Below are 19,821 nucleotides of genomic sequence, written 5' to 3' on the forward strand. Positions count from 1 at the left end.
TTTATTCGTCAAGTAAGCGAGGGCGCTGCAAACAGGCTTTGTTATTATCGACATACACAAGAAAGTCGATGTTATCGCGTAGGATACCTGAATCGCCACCTGCTACCACAAAGGTGCCGGGCTGACTTATCTGCGAAACCACGCTGGGATCAATCGTGTCAGAAAATGTCCAACGCTGGGTATCGCCACGACAATCGACCCAACGGTCGCCCTGACGCTGCGCTTGCCACACTGATACATCACGTGACAACTGCGTTTTTGCTTGCTGCTGTACTTGATTGGCTTCTTGATAAAGGCGGGTCAGTGTCGCGCTACTCAAGGGGAGTAAGGTTTCATCTTGCTGATAGCGCTGAAAGACAGGCTCACCACTGGCATCAAATCGAACATAGATAGAGAAGGGAGCTAATGCGGCGCCCGCCAGCTGTGTGCCCTCTCGTTTGATTGCACGCAAGCTGCCGTCTCGCCAGACATACTCGCTACGATAACGACCATAATCGCCCTGCCACACCTGCTCGGCTAAACCAATTACCTGCCCTTGCTGACTATCCAACCAGTAAACAGCGCGATAATCGCCGGCGGAAGCGGCGGTCATATGCGTGACCGGCTTGGAAGGCTGCCCACTTGAGCACCCAACCAGGATGGCCATCAACGCGACTATCCAAAATTTAGAACGCATCACGAGTCCACATACAAAAACGCCATAGCGAGAAGGCTATGGCGACATGAGCAGTAACGCTTACTTAACCGCGTCTTTTAACGCTTTACCCGCGACAAACGCAGGTACGTTTGCTGCCGCAATTTGAATTTCTTGACCCGTTTGTGGGTTGCGACCTGTGCGTGCTGCACGGTGGTTCAATTTAAACGTACCGAAGCCAATCAGTTGTACCTGCTCGCCTTCTTTCAAAGCGCCTTCAATACCGCCTAAAGTCGCTTCCAAAGCTGTTTTCGCTTGTGCTTTTGAAAGTTCTGCTTTTTCTGCGATCAGGTCGATCAGTTGGGTCTTGTTCATTATGTCTTCCCTTCTAGGTTTTTTAGAGACGAAGTCACTCTAATTCAAAAGAAGCCCGGCTGGCAAAGGTTTGTGGCGCTCTGTGTGGCTGTATGGAGGCTCTTTAACCACAAACTGAGCGCGAACTCACAATTTGTTGCGTTTTTTCTCAGTTGAAAGGTTGTAAACGCCCGCCAATGGCCTGATCTTTAGAGTGTTGACTGACTTTTAACTTCGGAAATTTATGCTCATTCTGATCCTTTTTATCTCGCTTTCAATTGGTGTGTCTTTCATATGCTCAGTACTGGAAGCTATTTTGCTGAGCATCACACCGAGCTATATTGCCAATCTAAGAAACCAAGGTCACCCAGCCGCAGAGCGGCTCAACGCGCTTAAAAAAGATATTGATCGGCCACTCGCATCCATTCTGACACTGAATACCATTGCGCATACTGTTGGAGCCGCCGGTGCAGGCGCGCAAGCTGCCCATGTGTTTGGTGATGCTTGGGTCGGGGTATTCTCCGCCGTTCTTACACTGGCGATTCTTCTTTTATCAGAAATCATTCCTAAAACCATTGGCGCCAATTTCTGGCCTCAACTGGCACCCAGTGCCGCCGTCATTCTAAAGTGGATGGTCTGGGCATTAACGCCGTTTGTTTGGCTGTCCGAACAAATCACCAAGCGGCTGAGCGCAGATACCACGCATGTCAAACTGCGTGACGAAATTTCAGCGATGGCAATGCTGGCATCTGAAAGTGGCGAAATGGGCGAAGATGAAACGCAAATGCTCAATAACATGCTTAAATTACGCGATCTTCCTGCCACTCAGCTTATGACGCCACGTCCCGTATTATTTCGTGTTCCCGCCGATATGGATGTTAACACCTTTCTCAAGGAACATGGCGATTGCCCCTTCTCACGTCCTCTTGTCTACGGTGAGCAGCGTGACGATATTTTGGGATTTGTCCACAAATCTAATATCTATGAAGTCAAAACCGAAGGGGCAGGACAAACACGGTTAGGCAACTTGATGCGCCCACTCGCGGTAATCTTACCCGGTAATACGGTCTTACAAGCATTTGATATTTTAATGATTCGCCGCGCTCAATTGGCGATGATTGTCGACGAATACGGCACGGTACAAGGGATTATCACGCTCGAAGACATTTTTGAGTATCTCACCGGAAGAGAAATCATTGATGAGGCGGACACCGTGACGGACATGCAGCAACTGGCTTATCAGCGCTGGGACGCCTGGAAGAAGCAGCATAATATGATTGAAAGCCAAGACGATGACGAGCCACCGGTACAACGACATACCGATGAGTCATAACTCGAAAAGGCGGCCTAGGCCGCCTTTCTGTTCTTACTAACGTTTTGACAACTCATGCTTACTCAGCACGCAACCCTAGATTACTCACGCCAGCTTCTCGAAGCTCTTGCCGGATGCCTTTGAGCATCTCCACATCACGACTTTCGGCACTTTTCAGCACACGGAAGATTGCCCACTGGGCATCCCATTCCTCACAAACCGCCTCAAACGCCTTTTGATTGTCATCGGTTACCGTTTCACCGGTTTGTGCTTCTTCAAGCTGGGCAACACTGAGGACCGACTGCTGAGAAACTTTTAATGTAATGGGCAAGATTTCATCACGATCTAACAAAGCGTGAAGAAGCTGAGACAAGGCAATACAGGCATCAATCGCCGGATACGTCAGATAGATGGCATCGTCATCAGCCACAGGGATCAATGGCTCGAGCTTTTCTAATTGGCGCTCAAAGTCAATTTTAGCCGTTTTGACCGTTTGCGATTCCCAAACCGCATCGAGAATATTGCGAAACGCTTGCGGGTCGGCAAATTCTGTTTGCGCACAGAAAAGCGCGTAGTTTGGCACCATACGCTCCACCAGCGCAGCCATAAAACTAATATGTTGCCAATTCTCACATTTTTCCAAACGCAGTTGTAAAGGGTTTCGTAACATAGCTAATTGATCTTTAATAGCGGGAAGGACAAACGTCCTCGGTCAATGAGGGCAGTGTACTCGATTCCCCCCAGCATAAAAAGGAGCCTTTGTGGATAAAGTTTACGTTATCAGCGAGCATGCCGAGACCTATCATCGGTTACTGCATAACGCCACACTACCTGAACTCACCGTCGTGGATCGCCCCGATCAAGCCACTATCTGGCTCGCCGATCCGCCACTGGCGGCACCTCAATTATGCTATGGCGATCAGCTCCGCTGGTTACAATCAACATTCGCCGGTATCGACGCCCTGATCAACGCACCTTATCGACACTATCAATTAACCAATGTGAGAGGCATTTTTGGTGACTTAATGGCCGAATACGTCTTCGGCTATTTGCTCAACGAAACACGACATATTACTCAATATGCAGACCAGCAAGCGCAACGTCTTTGGCAACCGCACGACTACACGTCGGTACGTGGAAAAACACTGGCTATTCTGGGGACGGGCGCCATTGGTCAGCATATTGCCACCGTGGCTCATGCGTTTGGGATGCACGTGCTGGGCACCAACCAAGATGGGCGTGCTGTCGAGGGGTTTGAGCACACCATGACGCTGACTGCGCTGCGTCAGCGGCTAAGCGAGGTCGATGTGTTAGTCAGTACACTGCCCGCAACAACGGAAACGGCCCGATGCGTGAATGCTGATTTTTGGCAATACGCAAAAGACCTCTTGTTTATTAATGTCGGTCGCGGCGCAACGGTCGATGAATCTGCGCTCATTAAGGCCCTGGACGAGAAAAAGCTGCGCTTGGCCGTATTGGACGTGATGCAACAAGAGCCGCTACCTCAAGCGCATCCTTTTTGGGTGCATCCTCGTGTTCACATTACCCCACATATTGCTGCCGTTAGTTTTCCCGAACAAGTTTTTGACCTTTTTGCAGACAATTATCGCCGTTGGCATGCCGGTAAGCCGCTGGCTCATCAGGTCAATTTTAACAAAGGGTATTAAATGGTTTTCTCCGATTTAGAGACCGCCTTAGTAACCGCTCGTGAGTGCCACTTATGCCAACACTGGCTGGCGAACGGCCCCCACCCAATTATCCAAGCGAGTACAGATTCTAGAGTGCTGATTATCGGTCAAGCGCCAGGGCGACGGGTGCATGAAAGTGGTCTGCCGTTTAACGACCCTAGTGGCGATCGCCTGCGTGAATGGCTGGGGGTCACACGTGAGCAGTTTTACCAGCCAGATTTATTTGCCATCATGCCCATGGGCTTTTGTTATCCCGGCAAAGGTAAATCGGGCGATCTGCCGCCGGCGCGTATCTGCGCCCCCGTGTGGCACCAGGCAATCAAAGCACATCTCCCTAACGTTGCGGTGACCTTGCTGATTGGTCAATATGCTCAGCAGTACTACTTAGCCAACAAGCCTAAGACACTGACCGAGACCGTCAAGCAATGGCAACAGTGGGCGCCTCATGCCTTTTCGCTGCCTCATCCTTCTCCCAGAAACACACGTTGGCTACGCCGCAATCCGTGGTTTGAAGAGCAGGTAGTGCCCGCAATGCGACACCGAGTTCAGCAGGCTTTACGAGACGCTCCCCGTTGTAAGGGTCGCCTAAAATAAAAAAACGCTCGCCGATTGGCGAGCGTGATCGTTAGCGATGATAAGGCTTAGATAATTCATGTACCGCATCAATAAAGACGCCTGCATTCTCAGGTGGGACATCCAAGTGAATGCCATGGCCGAGGTTAAACACATGGCCAGTCCCTTCACCGAAACCTTCCAAAATCGTCGAGACTTCTTGGCGAATGCGCTCAGGGCTGGCATATAACATCGACGGATCCATATTACCTTGTAGAGCAACATTGTCGCCAATCCGTGCTTTGGCATCAGCCATGTTAATGGTCCAATCAAGCCCAACACCATCACACCCGGTCGCGGCAATGCGTTCCAACCACATACCCGCATTTTTAGTAAACAAGGTCACTGGCACGCGGCGCCCGTCATGCTCTCGGATCAGACCGTCGACAATTTTCTGCATATACTGCAAAGAGAAGTCATTGTAATCGCGCGGCGTTAGCACGCCACCCCAGGTATCAAAGACCATGACAGATTGCGCACCCGCCTTAATCTGCGCGTTTAGATAACTAGTCACACTGTCGGCGAGCTTGTCGAGTAAGGCGTGTAACGTCTGCGGCTCGGCATACATCATCTTTTTGATCTTGGTAAAGGCTTTCGAGGTGCCACCTTCTACCATGTAAGTTGCCAGTGTCCATGGACTGCCAGAGAAGCCAATCAAGGGAACTTCACCCGCCAATTCTTTGCGGATAGTGCGCACCGCATTCATCACGTATTGCAATTCCCCCTCAGGGTCAGGCATACCGATTTTATCGACATCCGCTTTACAGGTGATGGGACGAGAAAACTTGGGGCCTTCTCCCGTTTCAAAGTACAGCCCTAATCCCATTGCATCAGGAATAGTGAGAATATCTGAAAATAAGATAGCGGCATCCAAATCAAAGCGACGCAACGGCTGCATGGTCACTTCACAGGCCAATTCAGCATTTTTACACAACGACAAAAAGTCACCCGCCTGCGCACGTAATTCACGATATTCAGGAAGGTAGCGACCCGCTTGGCGCATCATCCACACGGGCGTGCAATCTACCGGTTGCTTATAAAGGGCGCGTAAATAACGATCGTTTTTCAATTCGGTCATTGTGTTTAAACCTGTGTGCGAAAAGTGGCCGTCATTGTATCACTGTAAAATGGCAACAAAAGCGAAGCTTTGTTAACAGGATCATAAAACGGCCACCCAAGGACCACGAACGATTGCTGGTGATTTAACCGCATGGTAAAACCATTCTATAACGACAATAGATCTACAAAAGACAATAGATCTACAAAAGACAATAGATCTACAAAAGACAATAGATCTACAAAAGACATAGGTCTACAAAAGACAACATGTTCGCATCTTACCCCGGCTCCCCTACGGCCGGGTTTTTTTATGCCTGCGTCAAGGTGCAGCTGGCCTCAATCAAGCGTCGAGCAATCGTTCCTGTTGGTGCGACTAACGGTAACTGGTCCATATCAAACCATTGTGCATCGGTGAGCTCCTCATAGTCGGGGTTTAGATCCCCTCCGGCATAATCGGCGAGAAACCCCATCATCACATTAGAAGGAAACGCCCAAGGCTGACTTTCCATGTAACGAATATTGGTTATCGATAGGCCCGTTTCTTCTTTCACCTCACGCGCCACACATTGCTCGAGCGTTTCGCCAGGCTCAACAAACCCCGCAATCACGGTATACATGCCCGTTTTATGACGAGGGTGCTGAGCAAGCAACAAACGTTTACCATCGCGCACGGCAACAATCACACACGGCGATACGCGTGGATAATCATGACGCTGGCAGCTTGAGCACCACATCGCTACCGCCTGCGCGTTAAATTCCGTACGCTGACCACAGCAACCACAAAATGCTTGCTGATGGCGCATATGATCGAGCTGGATGACCCGCCCGACTAAGGCAAATAAGTCCGCTGACAGATAGGGGAGTAAGTCCCGAAAGCCTGCCATCTCGTCATCGGGAAGCATGACGTTACAATTAAATATCCCCACCACCGGTGTCTGCTGATAGTTACCGACAGTCACTGTATCACCACCAGCAAACGGCAGCTGCGACAAGGGCATACATGGCAATTGACCACCTGGCAGCCAAAGTTTGCTCTTGCTAACTACACATACATAGACGGCTTTTTGATTCTGAGACATGGTCACTTCCTTAGCCTTGCAGCTACACTTGAATACTGGCAATCTAGTTTCATAACGTGATGCAAAGGATTGAGCAGCCCGTTAATTTTCAGCCGGCCTTATATAGTGCCATTCATTCGCTGATCGATCACGAGGACACCGATCATGCTGAGAAAACTTGAACGTACCAAAGCCCAATGGAGCGGTTACGACGAGGTTATTGATTACTGGCTTGAGTTACGCCGCCAATTATTGGTGGAGTATTACAATGTGGCTGGCGTGGCCGCCAAAAAAAAACAATCGCTGCCAACAAAAGCAGAACTCGATAATTTCTGTGATCATCTTGTCGACTATATCTCGACCGGCCACTTCAAGATCTACAACATGGTCATGGAGCGTTGGCAGTCAACAGGGTTCGCGGCGACGAAAGAGACCGATAACCTTTATTATCGCATCGTTGATACGACAGACCCTCTGTTAGACTTTAATGATAAATTCAGTGCGGTAGACTTGGACGACGAAGATTATGACGCCACCGATTTTGACCAAGATATGTCTGCGATTGGTGAGTGGCTTGAGCAACGTTTTGAGTTGGAAGATACTTTAATTCGATTGATTGCTGACAGTCTGGCTCACCCGCCGGGCGCCTAAAACGCATCACCTAATATCAATAGAAACGCCGCCTCTTGAGATGCGGCGTTTTTTGTGCGCTGAATGAACACAAAAACAAAAGGCATCTCCGAAGAGATGCCTTTTTATTCGACTTAGCTTATCGCGCTAATTATTTCACTCGCTTAGCTATCGTCGTTCAAGCCCGCATTAAGCAACGCCGCTAGGTCTTGTGATGCTTGCTCTGCATCGACCTGGGGAGCGACTGGCTGCTCTGGCTCTGCACGCTTAGCTTGACGGTCTTTGTGATACGCGAAGCCAGTACCGGCTGGGATCAGACGACCCACGATCACGTTTTCTTTCAGACCGCGCAAGTCATCACGCTTACCTGCCACCGCGGCTTCTGTCAGCACACGCGTGGTTTCTTGGAACGAAGCCGCTGAGATAAAGGACTCAGTCGCCAACGATGCTTTGGTAATACCCAAGAGATCACGGCCAAATGTAGCTGGCTGCTTACCTTCGATTTCAAGATCACGGTTAGCAATCATGACACGAGAGTATTCAACCTGCTCGCCTTCCAAGAACTCAGTATCACCTGCAGACTTGATCGTCACCTTACGCAGCATCTGACGAACAATCGTCTCAATGTGCTTATCGTTGATCTTAACGCCTTGCAGACGGTAAACGTCTTGTACTTCGTTGGTGATGTATTCCGCCACCGCATGGATACCACGCAGACGTAGGATGTCGTGTGGTGATTCTGGACCATCTGCGATCACATCACCTTTCTCGACTTTTTCACCTTCGAAGACGTTGAGCTGACGCCACTTTGGAATCATCTCTTCGTACGCTTTACCTTCTTCTGGTGTGATAACCAGACGACGCTTGCCTTTGGTTTCTTTACCAAAGGACACCGTACCGGTGATCTCTGCCAGAATCGCTGGCTCTTTCGGCTTACGCGCTTCAAACAGGTCAGCAACGCGAGGCAGACCACCGGTGATATCCTTGGTACCGCCGCTTTCTTGCGGGATACGCGCTAGGGTGTCACCAATGCCAACACTCGCACCGTCATCTAGTTGCACGATGGCTTTACCTGGCAAGAAGTATTGAACCGGCATATCAGTACCCGGCACCATCACATCATTACCTTGCGCATCCACCAGCTTCACCGCAGGACGCTTGTCTTTACCGGATGTTGGACGCTCTGAGGCATCCATGACCACGATAGAAGACAGACCCGTTAGCTCGTCAGTTTGACGTTGCATGGTCGCGCCATCAATCATATCCACGAAGCGAAGGCTACCTTCTACCTCAGTGATGATTGGCATGGTGTGTGGGTCCCAGTTAGCGACTACGTCACCGGCTGCCACGGCTTCGCCGTCTTGCTTGCCAAGGATTGCACCATAAGGCACTTTGTAGCTTTCTTTGGTACGGCCAAACTCATCAACAATGGTCATTTCTGTCGCACGCGAGGTAATCACGAGCTTACCGTCGCTGTTGGTAACAGATTTAGCATTGTGCAGGTGCATAGAACCTTTGTTCTTCACCTGGATGTTGTTTTCTGCCGCTGCACGCGATGCTGCACCACCGATGTGGAACGTACGCATGGTCAGCTGTGTACCAGGCTCACCGATAGACTGTGCTGCGATAACACCGACAGACTCACCGTGATTAACCAGGTGACCACGTGCCAGGTCACGACCATAACAGTTGGCACAACAACCAAAGTCGGTTTCACAGGTTACAACAGAACGCACTTTCACTTTATCGACGGAATGATGCTCAAGAATGTCACACCATTTTTCGTCCAACAGCGTGTTGCGTGGTGCCAGGACTTCTTCCGAGCCAGGCTTGAGCACATCTTCTGCCACAACACGGCCTAGAACACGCTCACGCAGGGCTTCTTTAACGTCACCACCTTCGATAACCGCCATCATGTGGATACCGCCTTGGGTGCCACAATCGGTTTCGGTCACAACCACGTCTTGCGCGACATCGACCAGGCGACGCGTCAGATAACCTGAGTTCGCGGTCTTCAGTGCCGTATCCGCCAGACCCTTACGGGCACCGTGCGTTGAAATAAAGTACTGAAGTACGTTCAGACCTTCACGGAAGTTCGCCGTGATTGGCGTTTCGATGATGGAGCCATCCGGCTTCGCCATCAGACCACGCATACCCGCTAGCTGACGGATCTGCGCGGCAGAACCACGTGCACCTGAGTCAGCCATCATGTAGACGCTGTTAAACGATGTTTGCGTTTCTTCTTCGCCATCACGGTTAATCACTGTCTCGGTAGACAGGTTATCCATCATCGCTTTGGCAACTTGTTCGTTCGCGGCCGCCCAGATATCGATCACTTTGTTATAGCGCTCGCCGGCCGTCACTAGGCCTGACTGGAACTGCTCTTGAATTTCCGCGACTTCAGCTTCAGCAGCTTCGATCAAGTCGTACTTCGCTTGTGGGATCACCATGTCGTCGATACCGACAGACGTGCCCGACAGCGCTGAATACGCAAAACCTGTGTACATAATTTGGTCAGCGAAGATAACGGTATCTTTCAGACCCAGCTTGCGGTAGCAGGTGTTTAGCAAGTTAGAAATTTGCTTTTTACCTAATGGCTGGTTCACCAAGTCATACGGCAAGCCGTTAGGAACAATGGTCCACAGCATGGCACGGCCCACGGTGGTATCCACCAAGGACACTTTTTCCGTGCGTGTACCCATCTCATCGATGTCGATTTGCTTGATACGTACTTTTACACGGCTGTGCAGTTCAGCATGACCGGTACGGTATACTTTTTCTGCTTCACCTGGACCAGCCAGGTACATGCCTTCGCCTTTGCCGTTGACCTTTTCACGGGTCATATAATAGAGACCCAATACCACGTCCTGCGACGGAACGATGATAGGGTCACCAGACGCTGGCGACAGAATGTTGTTGGTTGACATCATCAACGCACGCGCTTCCAGCTGAGCTTCCAGCGTTAGCGGCACGTGAACAGCCATTTGGTCACCATCGAAGTCAGCGTTATACGCCGCACACACCAACGGGTGCAGCTGGATCGCTTTACCTTCGATAAGCACAGGTTCAAACGCTTGGATACCCAAACGGTGAAGTGTTGGTGCACGGTTAAGCATCACTGGGTGTTCACGGATGACATCATCCAAGATATCCCATACGACCGCTTCTTCGCGCTCAACCATCTTCTTAGCGGCTTTGATAGTAGTCGCTAGACCACGAGTCTCAAGCTTGCCGTAGATAAACGGTTTAAACAGCTCTAGTGCCATTTTCTTTGGCAGACCACACTGATGCAGACGCAAGTATGGACCCACGGTAATCACCGAACGGCCAGAGTAATCAACACGTTTACCCAGCAGGTTCTGACGGAAACGCCCCTGCTTACCTTTGATCATGTCAGCCAGTGATTTCAGCGGACGCTTGTTCGAGCCGGTAATGGCGCGACCACGACGGCCGTTATCCAGCATGGCATCGACAGACTCTTGCAGCATACGCTTTTCGTTACGCACGATGATATCTGGCGCAGCAAGATCAAGTAGACGCTTCAAGCGGTTGTTACGGTTAATCACACGGCGGTACAGGTCGTTGAGATCCGAGGTCGCAAAACGACCACCATCCAACGGGACCAATGGACGCAGATCGGGCGGCAACACAGGCAGCACGGTCAAAATCATCCACTCAGGGTTGTTACCTGATTGTAAGAAGGACTCAACCAGCTTCAAACGCTTGGTGATCTTCTTACGCTTGGTCTCAGAGTTCGTCTCTTCGAGCTGTTCACGCATTTGCTCTGTCTCAACCGACAGATCCATGTTCGCGAGCAGTGCTTTGACTGCTTCTGCGCCCATGCGCGCGTCAAATTCGTCGCCCCACTCTTCAAGTGCGTCTAAATATTGTTCTTCAGACATCATCTGACCGCGCTCTAGGCTGGTCATGCCTGGTTCAATAACAATATACGACTCAAAGTAAAGCACACGTTCGATGTCACGCAGTGGCATGTCCATCAACAAGCCGATGCGCGATGGCAGCGACTTCAGGAACCAAATGTGGGCAACAGGAGAAGCAAGCTCAATGTGACCCATGCGCTCACGGCGCACTTTGGTCTGAGTGACTTCAACGCCACATTTTTCACAAATGACGCCGCGGTGCTTGAGGCGCTTATACTTACCACAAAGACACTCATAGTCTTTGACCGGGCCAAAGATACGTGCACAGAACAAACCGTCACGTTCAGGCTTAAAGGTACGGTAGTTGATGGTTTCTGGCTTTTTCACTTCACCAAACGACCATGAACGAATCATGTCCGGTGAGGCAAGACCGATTTTGATCGAGTCAAATTCTTCGGTCTTATGTTGTGCTTTCAGAAACTTAAGTAAGTCTTTCACAATCGGCTCCTGTGAGGAGTTGACCCATAAAGGCGCTGACAGGCAGCGCCTTCATATTCTTACCGGAGAGAGTAGCTCGAGGCTTACTCGTCTTCCAGCTCGATGTTGATACCCAACGAGCGGATTTCTTTCAGCAATACGTTGAAAGATTCCGGCATGCCCGGCTCCATACGATGGTCGCCATCTACGATGTTTTTATACATCTTAGTACGGCCATTAACGTCATCCGACTTCACGGTGAGCATTTCTTGTAGGGTATAGGCAGCACCGTATGCTTCCAGAGCCCAAACTTCCATCTCACCGAAGCGCTGACCACCGAACTGAGCCTTACCACCCAACGGTTGCTGCGTCACCAAGCTGTAAGAACCGGTTGAACGGGCGTGCATCTTGTCGTCAACCAAGTGGTTCAGTTTCAGCATGTACATGTAACCCACGGTTACCGGACGCTCAAACTTCTCACCAGTGCGGCCATCGTACAAGTCAAGCTGACCAGACTCAGGCAGATCACCCAATTTCAGTAGTTCTTTAACAATTGGTTCAGGCGCACCGTCAAAGACAGGAGACGCTGTCGGCAGACCATCACGCAGGTTTCCGATTAAGGTGCGTACTTCTTCGTCAGTCAGTTGGCTAATGTCCACTTTCTGACGGGTATCACCGAGATCGTAAACCTTCTGCAAGAACTCACGGAATTTCGCTAGTTCTTGCTGCTCTTTGAGCATGCGGTTGATCTTGTCACCAATCCCTTTCGCTGCCAGACCCAAGTGTGTTTCTAGGATCTGACCGATGTTCATACGCGAAGGTACACCCAACGGGTTCAGCACTAAGTCGACGGGTTCACCAGATTCGTCGTAAGGCATATCTTCGATCGGGTTGATCTTCGAGATAACACCTTTGTTACCGTGACGACCAGCCATTTTATCACCTGGCTGGATGCGACGTTTAACCGCAAGGTACACTTTAACGATCTTCAACACGCCTGGCGCAAGGTCATCACCTTGGGTGATCTTGCGACGTTTGGTGTCAAACTTCTTGTCAAAGTCAGCTTTGATTTCGTCGTACTGCTCGGCAAGCTGTTCTAGCTGCGTTTGCTGTGCTTCGTCGTCTAGTGTCTGCGTCAACATGGTCTGACGATCCATGCTGGCTAATTGACTATCAGTGTAACCGGCTTGAGAAAGCAGTGTGCGAACACGTGCCATCAGACCACCTTCAAGGATAGAGAACTCCTCGGTTAGGTCTTTTTTGGCTTCTTTCAGCTGCATTTCTTCGATTTCGAGTGCACGTTTGTCTTTTTCAACGCCATCGCGAGTAAAGACTTGCACATCGATAACCGTACCAGATACACCATTAGGAACACGCAATGATGAATCTTTTACGTCAGAGGCTTTTTCGCCAAAGATTGCTCGTAGTAGCTTCTCCTCTGGCGTCAGTTGTGTTTCGCCTTTTGGCGTCACTTTACCGACCATGATATCGCCGCCTTTGACTTCGGCCCCGATATACACAACCCCAGATTCATCCAGCTTAGACAGTGCCGCTTCACCCACGTTTGGAATATCCGCGGTAATTTCTTCACTGCCCAGCTTGGTATCACGCGCCACACAAGAAAGCTCTTGAATGTGAATAGTGGTTAAACGATCTTCCTGAGCCACACGCTCAGAAATAAGGATGGAATCCTCAAAGTTATAACCATTCCACGGCATAAACGCGATGCGCATGTTCTGGCCGAGTGCCAGCTCACCCAAATCGGTTGATGGTCCATCAGCCAAGACGTCACCTTTGGCGACTTCATGGCCTGGCATCACAGTTGGACGCTGATTAATACAGGTGTTCTGGTTTGAACGTGTGTATTTCACCAAGCTGTAGATATCGATACCCGCTTCGCCTGATACCAACTCATCTTCATTCACTTTCACCACGATACGTGATGCGTCGACCGACTGAATGGTACCACCGCGTTTCGCTACCGCTGTCACACCCGAGTCAACCGCCACATTACGCTCGATACCTGTTCCCACGAGCGGCTTTTGCGCGCGCAGTGTCGGCACCGCCTGACGTTGCATGTTCGCGCCCATCAAGGCACGGTTAGCATCATCATGCTCAAGGAACGGGATCAGTGAGGCTGCCACCGATACGACCTGGTTGGTCGCAACGTCCATGTACTGGACATGATCACGTGGGTGCAAGCCTGACTCACCGGTTTCACGCGCGGTGATCAGTTCATCAGTGAAGGAGCCATCTTCGTTCAACGCAGCGTTCGCCTGCGCAATCACGTAGTGACCTTCTTCGATCGCTGACAAATAATCAATTTGATCGGTCACTTTACCGTCAACGACTTTACGGTAAGGTGTTTCTAGGAAGCCGTAGCCATTACAACGTGCAAAGGCAGACAGTGAGTTAATCAGACCAATGTTCGGTCCTTCCGGTGTTTCAATCGGACACAGACGACCGTAGTGGGTGGCATGAACGTCACGCACTTCGAAACCTGCACGCTCACGCGTCAGACCGCCTGGACCCAATGCAGAAATACGACGTTTGTGCGTCACTTCTGACAACGGGTTATTTTGGTCCATAAACTGTGACAGCTGTGAAGAGCCAAAGAACTCTTTAACTGCCGCAGAGATAGGCTTAGCGTTAATTAAGTCTTGTGGCATCACACTGTCGAGATCGCCCAAGCTCAAACGCTCTTTTACTGCACGCTCTACACGTACTAGACCTACACGGAACTGGTTTTCTGCCATTTCGCCCACAGAGCGAATACGACGGTTACCCAGGTGATCAATGTCATCAACTTCACCAATACCATTTCGGATATGGATGAGTTTACGCATCACCTCGATAATGTCTTCTTTGCTCAGAACGCCTGGGCCAGTCAGATCATCACGACCCAGAGAGCTGTTAAACTTCATACGACCCACAGATGATAGGTCGTAGCGATCGTCTGAGAAGAACAGACTTTCGAACAGTTGCTCTGCCGCTTCACGCGTTGGTGGCTCACCAGGACGCATCATGCGGTAAATTTCAACTAACGCCGTCAAGCGATCCGTTGTATTGTCGATACGCAGGGTATCTGACATGTACGGGCCGTGATCCAGGTCATTAGTGAACAGGGTTTCGATACGTTTGTGACCTGCTTGCGACAACTGCGCCAGTGTCTCCAGACTTAACTCTTGGTTAGCCGAGACAATCACTTCGCCAGTTTCCTGGTTGATATATTCACGTGCAGAAATCTTGCCCGCAATATACTCCACCGGCACTTCGATGTGATCAACGTTATCTTTCGTCAACTGACGGATATGACGCGCGGTAATTCGACGGCCTTGCTCAACGTAAACTTTACCGTCGGCTTCAATGTCGAAATTTGCCGTTTCGCCACGTAGACGATCAGGCACCAACTCCATCACCAGAGATTTGCCCTTCACTTCGAAAACGACTTTTTCGAAGAATAGATCCAAGATCTCTTCAGTTGTGTATTCCAGCGCACGCAGAATAATAGAAGCCGGCAGCTTACGACGACGATCGATACGAACGTATACGATATCCTTAGGATCAAATTCGAAATCCAACCATGAACCACGGTATGGGATCACGCGTGCGTTATATAGCACTTTTCCTGAGGAGTGGGTTTTACCCTTATCGCTGTCGAAAAAGACGCCCGGACTACGGTGCAGCTGGGATACGATAACCCTCTCAGTACCATTGATGACAAAGGTACCATTTTCAGTCATGAGCGGAATTTCGCCCATATAGACTTCTTGTTCTTTGATGTCTTTTACGGTACCAGCCGGGGCTTCCTTATCAAACATCACCAAGCGCAGTTTCACGCGCAGTGGGGCCGAATAGGTTACGCCACGAATTTGGCATTCTTTGACATCGAAAACTGGCTCACCGAGACGATAGCTAACGTATTGCAGCTCGGAATTGCCGTTGTAGCTCTGAATTGGAAAAACAGAGCGAAAGGCAGCTTCAAGACCGTATTGCCCTTCTGGATCCTGCTCGATAAAGTTCTTAAAAGATTCAAGCTGGATCGACAGCAAGTATGGCACGTCCAGAACTTGAGGACGCTTACCAAAATCCTTACGGATACGCTTTTTCTCGGTATAAGAGTAAACCATAGGGTTCCTCAGCTCGCTGATAAGTGACCCAAACTGTCCGATAAAACAAGGACAGTGACTAAACAACCACCGTTTAGTGTAGGAAAATCAAAGCGCGTGCTTTGATCTTTTTTGCATGGTCAGCAGTGATAAAACGGGGTGGAAATTTCACTACTGCCCTACAGCGCAAAAAGGCCGGTGGCTTTCTAGCCACCAGCCAATGCCCTTTCAGGCTAGGAAATTAAGTATAAATTACTTAACTTCAACAGAAGCACCAGCTTCTTCTAGCTGAGCTTTAAGCGCTTCAGCTTCTTCTTTCTCAACACCTTCTTTCAGAGGTGCTGGCGCGCCGTCAACAAGCGCTTTCGCTTCTTTCAGGCCTAGACCAGTTGCGCCACGTACCGCTTTGATTACTGATACTTTGTTCGCACCAGCTTCTTTCAGGATAACGTCAAATTCGGTTTGCTCTTCAGCCGCTGCGCCTTCGCCAGCACCACCAGCAACAACTGCTGCTGCAGCTGATACGCCGAATTTTTCTTCCATAGCTTCGATAAGCTCAACAACTTGCATTACAGACATGTCTGCAATTGCGTCTAGGATTTGCTCGTTAGTGATAGACATAACAATTCTCTTTAAAGTCAACAATAAAAGGATTAAGCAACCAGATTAAGCGGGCAATTAGGCCGCGTCTTTTTGGTCGCGAACAGCGGCGATAGTACGAACCAGCTTGCCGGCAGAAGCTTCTTTCAAGCCCATCATTAGGCGTGCAATTGCTTCGTCGTACGTTGGCAGTGTCGCCAATACCTCTGGGTCAGTGATCACGCCTTCGAATGCAGCAGATTTAACCTCAAACTCGTTGTTTTCTTTAGCGAAGTCTTTAAAAAGACGCGCAGCAGCACCTGGGTGCTCGTTAGAAAACGCAATCAGAGTTGGGCCAACAAAAGTGTCTTTCAGACACTCGTAGTCTGTGCCTTCAACTGCACGGCGAGCCAGTGTATTACGAACAACTTTCATGAAAACGCCCGCTTCACGCGCTTGTTTACGTAGAGAAGTCATCGCATCCACGGTTACACCGCGAGAATCAGCAACTACTGCAGACAGGGCACCACTGGCAGCTTCGTTGACTTCAGCAACAATTGCTTTTTTGTCTTGAAGGTTTAAAGCCATTTGGATTTGCTCCTGGATTGTTTAACACCACTCCCCACATAGCGTAGAGAGAGCTTTTACGGTGCAGATCCAAGAAAGACGAAAATCTATCATGTTCTGGCACCGTCTACGTAGGAGAGATTAAGTTCGCTATGAACACCTACGGTCTTGGACGAAGTTTGCCGCAGCAAACTCAGCCATAAAATTGCCAAGCGAGAGAGTATAAACTACTCGCTCGCTTGTCGCAATTAGTTAACGCTTGCGTCCAAAGAGTTCTGGTCTAATGAAACACCAGCACCCATAGTGGTCGACAGGCTAACTTTCTTAATGAAAGTACCTTTTGCTGAAGTTGGCTTCGCCTTCTTCAGTGCAACCAACAGCGCTTCAAGGTTCTCTTTTAGGCTGTCAGCGTCAAAGTCTACTTTACCGATAGTAGTATGAACGATACCGTTCTTATCGTTACGATAACGAACCTGACCTGCTTTCGCGTTCTTAACCGCTTCAGCAACGTTAGGAGTTACAGTACCTACTTTCGGGTTTGGCATCAGGCCGCGTGGACCTAGGATAGTACCTAGCTGGCCAACAACGCGCATTGCGTCTGGTGAAGCGACGACAACGTCAAAGTTCATTTCGCCTTTCTTCACTTGCTCAGCAAGATCTTCCATACCCACGATATCTGCACCCGCTTCTTTCGCAGCGTCTGCATTCGCACCTTGGGTGAATACTGCAACACGGATATCACGGCCAGTACCGTTCGGCAGTACAGTTGCACCACGAACGTTTTGGTCTGATTTACGTGCATCGATGCCAAGGTTGACAGAAACATCAACACTTTCAACAAATTTTGCAGTCGCCAGTTCCTTAAGTAGAGCAACGGCTTCGTTGATGTCGTACTCTTTGGTCACATCAACTTTTTCGCGGATTACGCGCATGCGCTTAGTCATTTTAGCCATTGTCTTAACCCTCTACGTTCAGGCCCATTGAACGGGCAGTACCCGCAATGGAGCGTTTCATCGCTTCGACGTCCGCACCCGTCATGTCTGCCGCTTTGGTTTCTGCGATCTCTTGGATCTGAGCGTCAGTAACGGTACCCACTTTTTCAGTGTTCGGACGACCTGAACCAGACTTAACACCGGCTGCTTTCTTAAGCAGAATCGCCGCTGGTGGGGTCTTGGTTACGAAGGTGAAAGAACGGTCACTATATACAGTGATAACAACAGGAGTTGGTAGACCTTTCTCGATAGATTCAGTCTTCGCGTTAAACGCTTTACAGAACTCCATGATGTTCACACCATGTTGACCTAGAGCAGGACCAACCGGTGGCGATGGGTTAGCTGCACCCGCTGCAACCTGCAGCTTGATGTAAGCTTGTACTTTCTTAGCCATTATTCAATTACCTAATTTTGGGTACTAACGTCTATCTTGCGACAGACTTCCCGTTTAACAAAAGGGCGCGAAATTATAGTCAAATTTCGCGCCCTTGCCAACCGTTAGCGGTGCTTTTTTGATCAGGTTTTTTCTACCTGGCCAAATTCAAGCTCTACCGGTGTTGCACGGCCGAAGATAGACACTGAAACTTTAAGGCGGTTTTTATCGTAGTCGACTTGTTCAACCACGCCGTTAAAGTCTGCAAATGGGCCTTCAGTAACGCGTACCACTTCACCTGCTTCAAATACGGTTTTATGCACCGGAGACTCACTCGCTTTTTCAAGGCGATTGAGGATAGAGTCCGCTTCTTTATCAGAAATTGGAGCTGGGCGATCAGAGGTGCCGCCGATAAAGCCCATCACACGTGGCACACCACGTACTAGGTGCCACGACTCATCGTTCATCACCATTTGGACGAGCACATAACCTGGGAAGAATTTACGTTCGCTTTTACGACGTTGACCTTGGCGCATTTCAACCACTTCTTCGGTTGGCACCAATACTTCCCCGAAATAGTCTTCCATTTCGTGCATCTTGATATGTTCGCGCAATGATTGCGCCACACGGCTTTCAAAACCAGAGAAAGCCTGAACCACATACCAACGTTTTTTGGGAGCTTCGCTCATGTACTTTTACCTCACACGCCAGTGATTAGGCGGACTAGACGGACCATGATTCCGTCAACGCCCCACAAGATGAGCGCCATAACGACAGTAACAGCCAGAACGATGAGAGAGGTTTGCAAAGTCTCCTGGCGCGTAGGCCAAATGACTTTACGCACTTCCATACGCGATTCGCGTGCAAACGTGATCGCAGCTTTTCCTTTCATCGTGAGTGCAGCCACACCGCCAGCAGCGGCAACCAGCACCACTACAGCAGCAGCTCGCACTACTACAGACACATCACTGTACAGGCTATTCCCTACCACGGCTGCGGCCAATAGGACAAAAACAACACCCCACTTGAGGATGTCCATCGAACCGGATTGGGTCTCAGCGTTCGCTTTCATACATTCTACCTGTAACAAGTCTACATAGACGGCAGTGCCTATAACAGCATACGGTCAGTATTCTGCAAGGCACGTGGTGATCTTATCTCTCGTTAGAGGGTGATACGATCACTAAAGTCCGCGCTGACCGACCACGAGTGGCGAAAATTACGCCAATAGGAGTGTCAAACGCAGAAAAAGGGCATCAAATGATGCCCTTTTTACTAGTGTTTCGTCAAATCATTATTCAACGATGTTGGCAACAACACCAGCGCCTACAGTACGGCCACCTTCACGGATAGCGAAACGTAGGCCTTCGTCCATCGCGATTGGGGCGATAAGCGTTACAACCATCTTGATGTTGTCACCAGGCATAACCATCTCAACGCCTTCTGGCAGTTCGATAGTACCGGTCACGTCAGTTGTACGGAAGTAGAACTGTGGA

18 protein-coding genes are annotated in these 19,821 nt (G+C 49.8%); 4 read left to right on the forward strand and 14 right to left on the reverse strand.

Translation table 11 applies throughout. The annotated features are described in order from the left end of the window. Nucleotide 1 precedes the first annotated feature (1 nt). Nucleotides 2-676 (reverse strand): DUF1481 domain-containing protein, encoded by a 675-nt coding sequence (locus tag BZJ21_RS09645; protein ID WP_077461886.1) that lies wholly within the window; start codon nt 674-676, stop codon nt 2-4. A gap of 60 nt (nt 677-736) precedes the next feature. Beyond that, entirely contained in the window at nt 737-1,009 is a 273-nt protein-coding gene (hupA, locus tag BZJ21_RS09650) for a nucleoid-associated protein HU-alpha (RefSeq protein ID WP_021024119.1), read from the reverse strand. Between the two features lie 223 nt (nt 1,010-1,232). On the opposite strand from hupA, the gene BZJ21_RS09655 reads away from it, so the two are divergent. Next, complete coding sequence (locus BZJ21_RS09655) at nt 1,233-2,321, forward strand: CNNM domain-containing protein (protein ID WP_021024120.1); 1,089 nt, start codon at nt 1,233-1,235, stop codon at nt 2,319-2,321. A gap of 58 nt (nt 2,322-2,379) precedes the next feature. Here BZJ21_RS09655 and BZJ21_RS09660 read toward each other — a convergent pair whose 3' ends face one another. Further along, complete coding sequence (locus tag BZJ21_RS09660) at nt 2,380-2,970, reverse strand: YjaG family protein (protein ID WP_077461884.1); 591 nt, start codon at nt 2,968-2,970, stop codon at nt 2,380-2,382. Between the two features lie 91 nt (nt 2,971-3,061). Here BZJ21_RS09660 and BZJ21_RS09665 point away from each other — a divergent pair, with 91 nt between their 5' ends. Both BZJ21_RS09665 and BZJ21_RS09670 read left to right on the forward strand, forming a co-directional pair. After that, complete coding sequence (locus BZJ21_RS09665) at nt 3,062-3,967, forward strand: D-2-hydroxyacid dehydrogenase (protein ID WP_077669669.1); 906 nt, start codon at nt 3,062-3,064, stop codon at nt 3,965-3,967. Next, nucleotides 3,968-4,582 (forward strand): uracil-DNA glycosylase family protein, encoded by a 615-nt coding sequence (locus BZJ21_RS09670; RefSeq protein ID WP_077577035.1) that lies wholly within the window; start codon nt 3,968-3,970, stop codon nt 4,580-4,582. 31 nt (nt 4,583-4,613) lie between these two features. Here BZJ21_RS09670 and hemE read toward each other — a convergent pair whose 3' ends face one another. Continuing rightward, nucleotides 4,614-5,678, reverse strand: coding sequence for a uroporphyrinogen decarboxylase (gene hemE / locus BZJ21_RS09675; protein WP_077669670.1), 1,065 nt, complete (start codon nt 5,676-5,678; stop codon nt 4,614-4,616). Nucleotides 5,679-5,967: 289 nt separating this feature from the next. Further along, nucleotides 5,968-6,738 (reverse strand): NAD(+) diphosphatase, encoded by a 771-nt coding sequence (nudC, locus tag BZJ21_RS09680; protein ID WP_077669671.1) that lies wholly within the window; start codon nt 6,736-6,738, stop codon nt 5,968-5,970. A gap of 144 nt (nt 6,739-6,882) precedes the next feature. On the opposite strand from nudC, the gene BZJ21_RS09685 reads away from it, so the two are divergent. Next, complete coding sequence (locus BZJ21_RS09685) at nt 6,883-7,368, forward strand: Rsd/AlgQ family anti-sigma factor (RefSeq protein ID WP_025744442.1); 486 nt, start codon at nt 6,883-6,885, stop codon at nt 7,366-7,368. A 143-nt stretch (nt 7,369-7,511) separates the two neighbouring features. Here BZJ21_RS09685 and rpoC read toward each other — a convergent pair whose 3' ends face one another. From rpoC to BZJ21_RS09730, 9 genes are all read right to left on the reverse strand, one after another. Further along, a complete protein-coding gene (gene rpoC / locus BZJ21_RS09690) occupies nt 7,512-11,726 on the reverse strand; it encodes a DNA-directed RNA polymerase subunit beta' (protein WP_077661080.1) in 4,215 nt (1,404 codons plus the stop codon). A gap of 83 nt (nt 11,727-11,809) precedes the next feature. Continuing rightward, nucleotides 11,810-15,835 (reverse strand): DNA-directed RNA polymerase subunit beta, encoded by a 4,026-nt coding sequence (gene rpoB / locus BZJ21_RS09695; RefSeq protein WP_025744443.1) that lies wholly within the window; start codon nt 15,833-15,835, stop codon nt 11,810-11,812. A gap of 231 nt (nt 15,836-16,066) precedes the next feature. After that, entirely contained in the window at nt 16,067-16,435 is a 369-nt protein-coding gene (gene rplL, locus BZJ21_RS09700; protein ID WP_077669672.1) for a 50S ribosomal protein L7/L12, read from the reverse strand. Nucleotides 16,436-16,492: 57 nt separating this feature from the next. Beyond that, nucleotides 16,493-16,981, reverse strand: a complete 489-nt coding sequence (gene rplJ / locus BZJ21_RS09705) for a 50S ribosomal protein L10 (protein ID WP_025744445.1) — start codon at nt 16,979-16,981, stop codon at nt 16,493-16,495. Nucleotides 16,982-17,208: 227 nt separating this feature from the next. Next, nucleotides 17,209-17,913: a 50S ribosomal protein L1 gene (gene rplA / locus BZJ21_RS09710; protein WP_025744446.1), complete on the reverse strand. Its 705-nt coding sequence runs from the start codon at nt 17,911-17,913 to the stop codon at nt 17,209-17,211. A gap of 4 nt (nt 17,914-17,917) precedes the next feature. After that, entirely contained in the window at nt 17,918-18,346 is a 429-nt protein-coding gene (gene rplK / locus BZJ21_RS09715) for a 50S ribosomal protein L11 (protein ID WP_025674743.1), read from the reverse strand. 122 nt (nt 18,347-18,468) lie between these two features. Next, nucleotides 18,469-19,014, reverse strand: coding sequence for a transcription termination/antitermination protein NusG (gene nusG / locus BZJ21_RS09720; RefSeq protein WP_025744447.1), 546 nt, complete (start codon nt 19,012-19,014; stop codon nt 18,469-18,471). An 11-nt stretch (nt 19,015-19,025) separates the two neighbouring features. Then, the gene (gene secE, locus BZJ21_RS09725; protein ID WP_025744448.1) at nt 19,026-19,397 is read right to left on the reverse strand and encodes a preprotein translocase subunit SecE; all 372 of its coding nucleotides are present in this window, start codon (nt 19,395-19,397) and stop codon (nt 19,026-19,028) included. Between the two features lie 222 nt (nt 19,398-19,619). Further along, nucleotides 19,620-19,821: EF-Tu C-terminal domain-related protein (locus tag BZJ21_RS09730; protein WP_449329001.1), on the reverse strand; the 202-nt coding region annotated here is incomplete at its 5' end.

The sequence above is a fragment of the Salinivibrio costicola subsp. alcaliphilus genome, from assembly GCF_001996185.1.
GTDB lineage: Bacteria > Pseudomonadota > Gammaproteobacteria > Enterobacterales > Vibrionaceae > Salinivibrio > Salinivibrio costicola.

Bases quoted from the DNA above. Each gene is read 5' to 3' on its own strand.
- rplK (WP_025674743.1), bottom strand. From the start codon at position 18,346: ATGGCTAAGAAAGTACAAGCTTACATCAAGCTGCAGGTTGCAGCGGGT.
- BZJ21_RS09670 (WP_077577035.1), top strand. From the start codon at position 3,968: ATGGTTTTCTCCGATTTAGAGACCGCCTTAGTAACCGCTCGTGAGTGC.
- BZJ21_RS09645 (WP_077461886.1), bottom strand. From the start codon at position 676: ATGCGTTCTAAATTTTGGATAGTCGCGTTGATGGCCATCCTGGTTGGG.
- rplA (WP_025744446.1), bottom strand. From the start codon at position 17,913: ATGGCTAAAATGACTAAGCGCATGCGCGTAATCCGCGAAAAAGTTGAT.
- BZJ21_RS09660 (WP_077461884.1), bottom strand. From the start codon at position 2,970: ATGTTACGAAACCCTTTACAACTGCGTTTGGAAAAATGTGAGAATTGG.
- rplJ (WP_025744445.1), bottom strand. From the start codon at position 16,981: ATGGCTTTAAACCTTCAAGACAAAAAAGCAATTGTTGCTGAAGTCAAC.
- rpoB (WP_025744443.1), bottom strand. From the start codon at position 15,835: ATGGTTTACTCTTATACCGAGAAAAAGCGTATCCGTAAGGATTTTGGT.
- BZJ21_RS09685 (WP_025744442.1), top strand. From the start codon at position 6,883: ATGCTGAGAAAACTTGAACGTACCAAAGCCCAATGGAGCGGTTACGAC.
- hemE (WP_077669670.1), bottom strand. From the start codon at position 5,678: ATGACCGAATTGAAAAACGATCGTTATTTACGCGCCCTTTATAAGCAA.
- rplL (WP_077669672.1), bottom strand. From the start codon at position 16,435: ATGTCTATCACTAACGAGCAAATCCTAGACGCAATTGCAGACATGTCT.
- nusG (WP_025744447.1), bottom strand. From the start codon at position 19,014: ATGAGCGAAGCTCCCAAAAAACGTTGGTATGTGGTTCAGGCTTTCTCT.
- secE (WP_025744448.1), bottom strand. From the start codon at position 19,397: ATGAAAGCGAACGCTGAGACCCAATCCGGTTCGATGGACATCCTCAAG.
- nudC (WP_077669671.1), bottom strand. From the start codon at position 6,738: ATGTCTCAGAATCAAAAAGCCGTCTATGTATGTGTAGTTAGCAAGAGC.
- BZJ21_RS09655 (WP_021024120.1), top strand. From the start codon at position 1,233: ATGCTCATTCTGATCCTTTTTATCTCGCTTTCAATTGGTGTGTCTTTC.
- hupA (WP_021024119.1), bottom strand. From the start codon at position 1,009: ATGAACAAGACCCAACTGATCGACCTGATCGCAGAAAAAGCAGAACTT.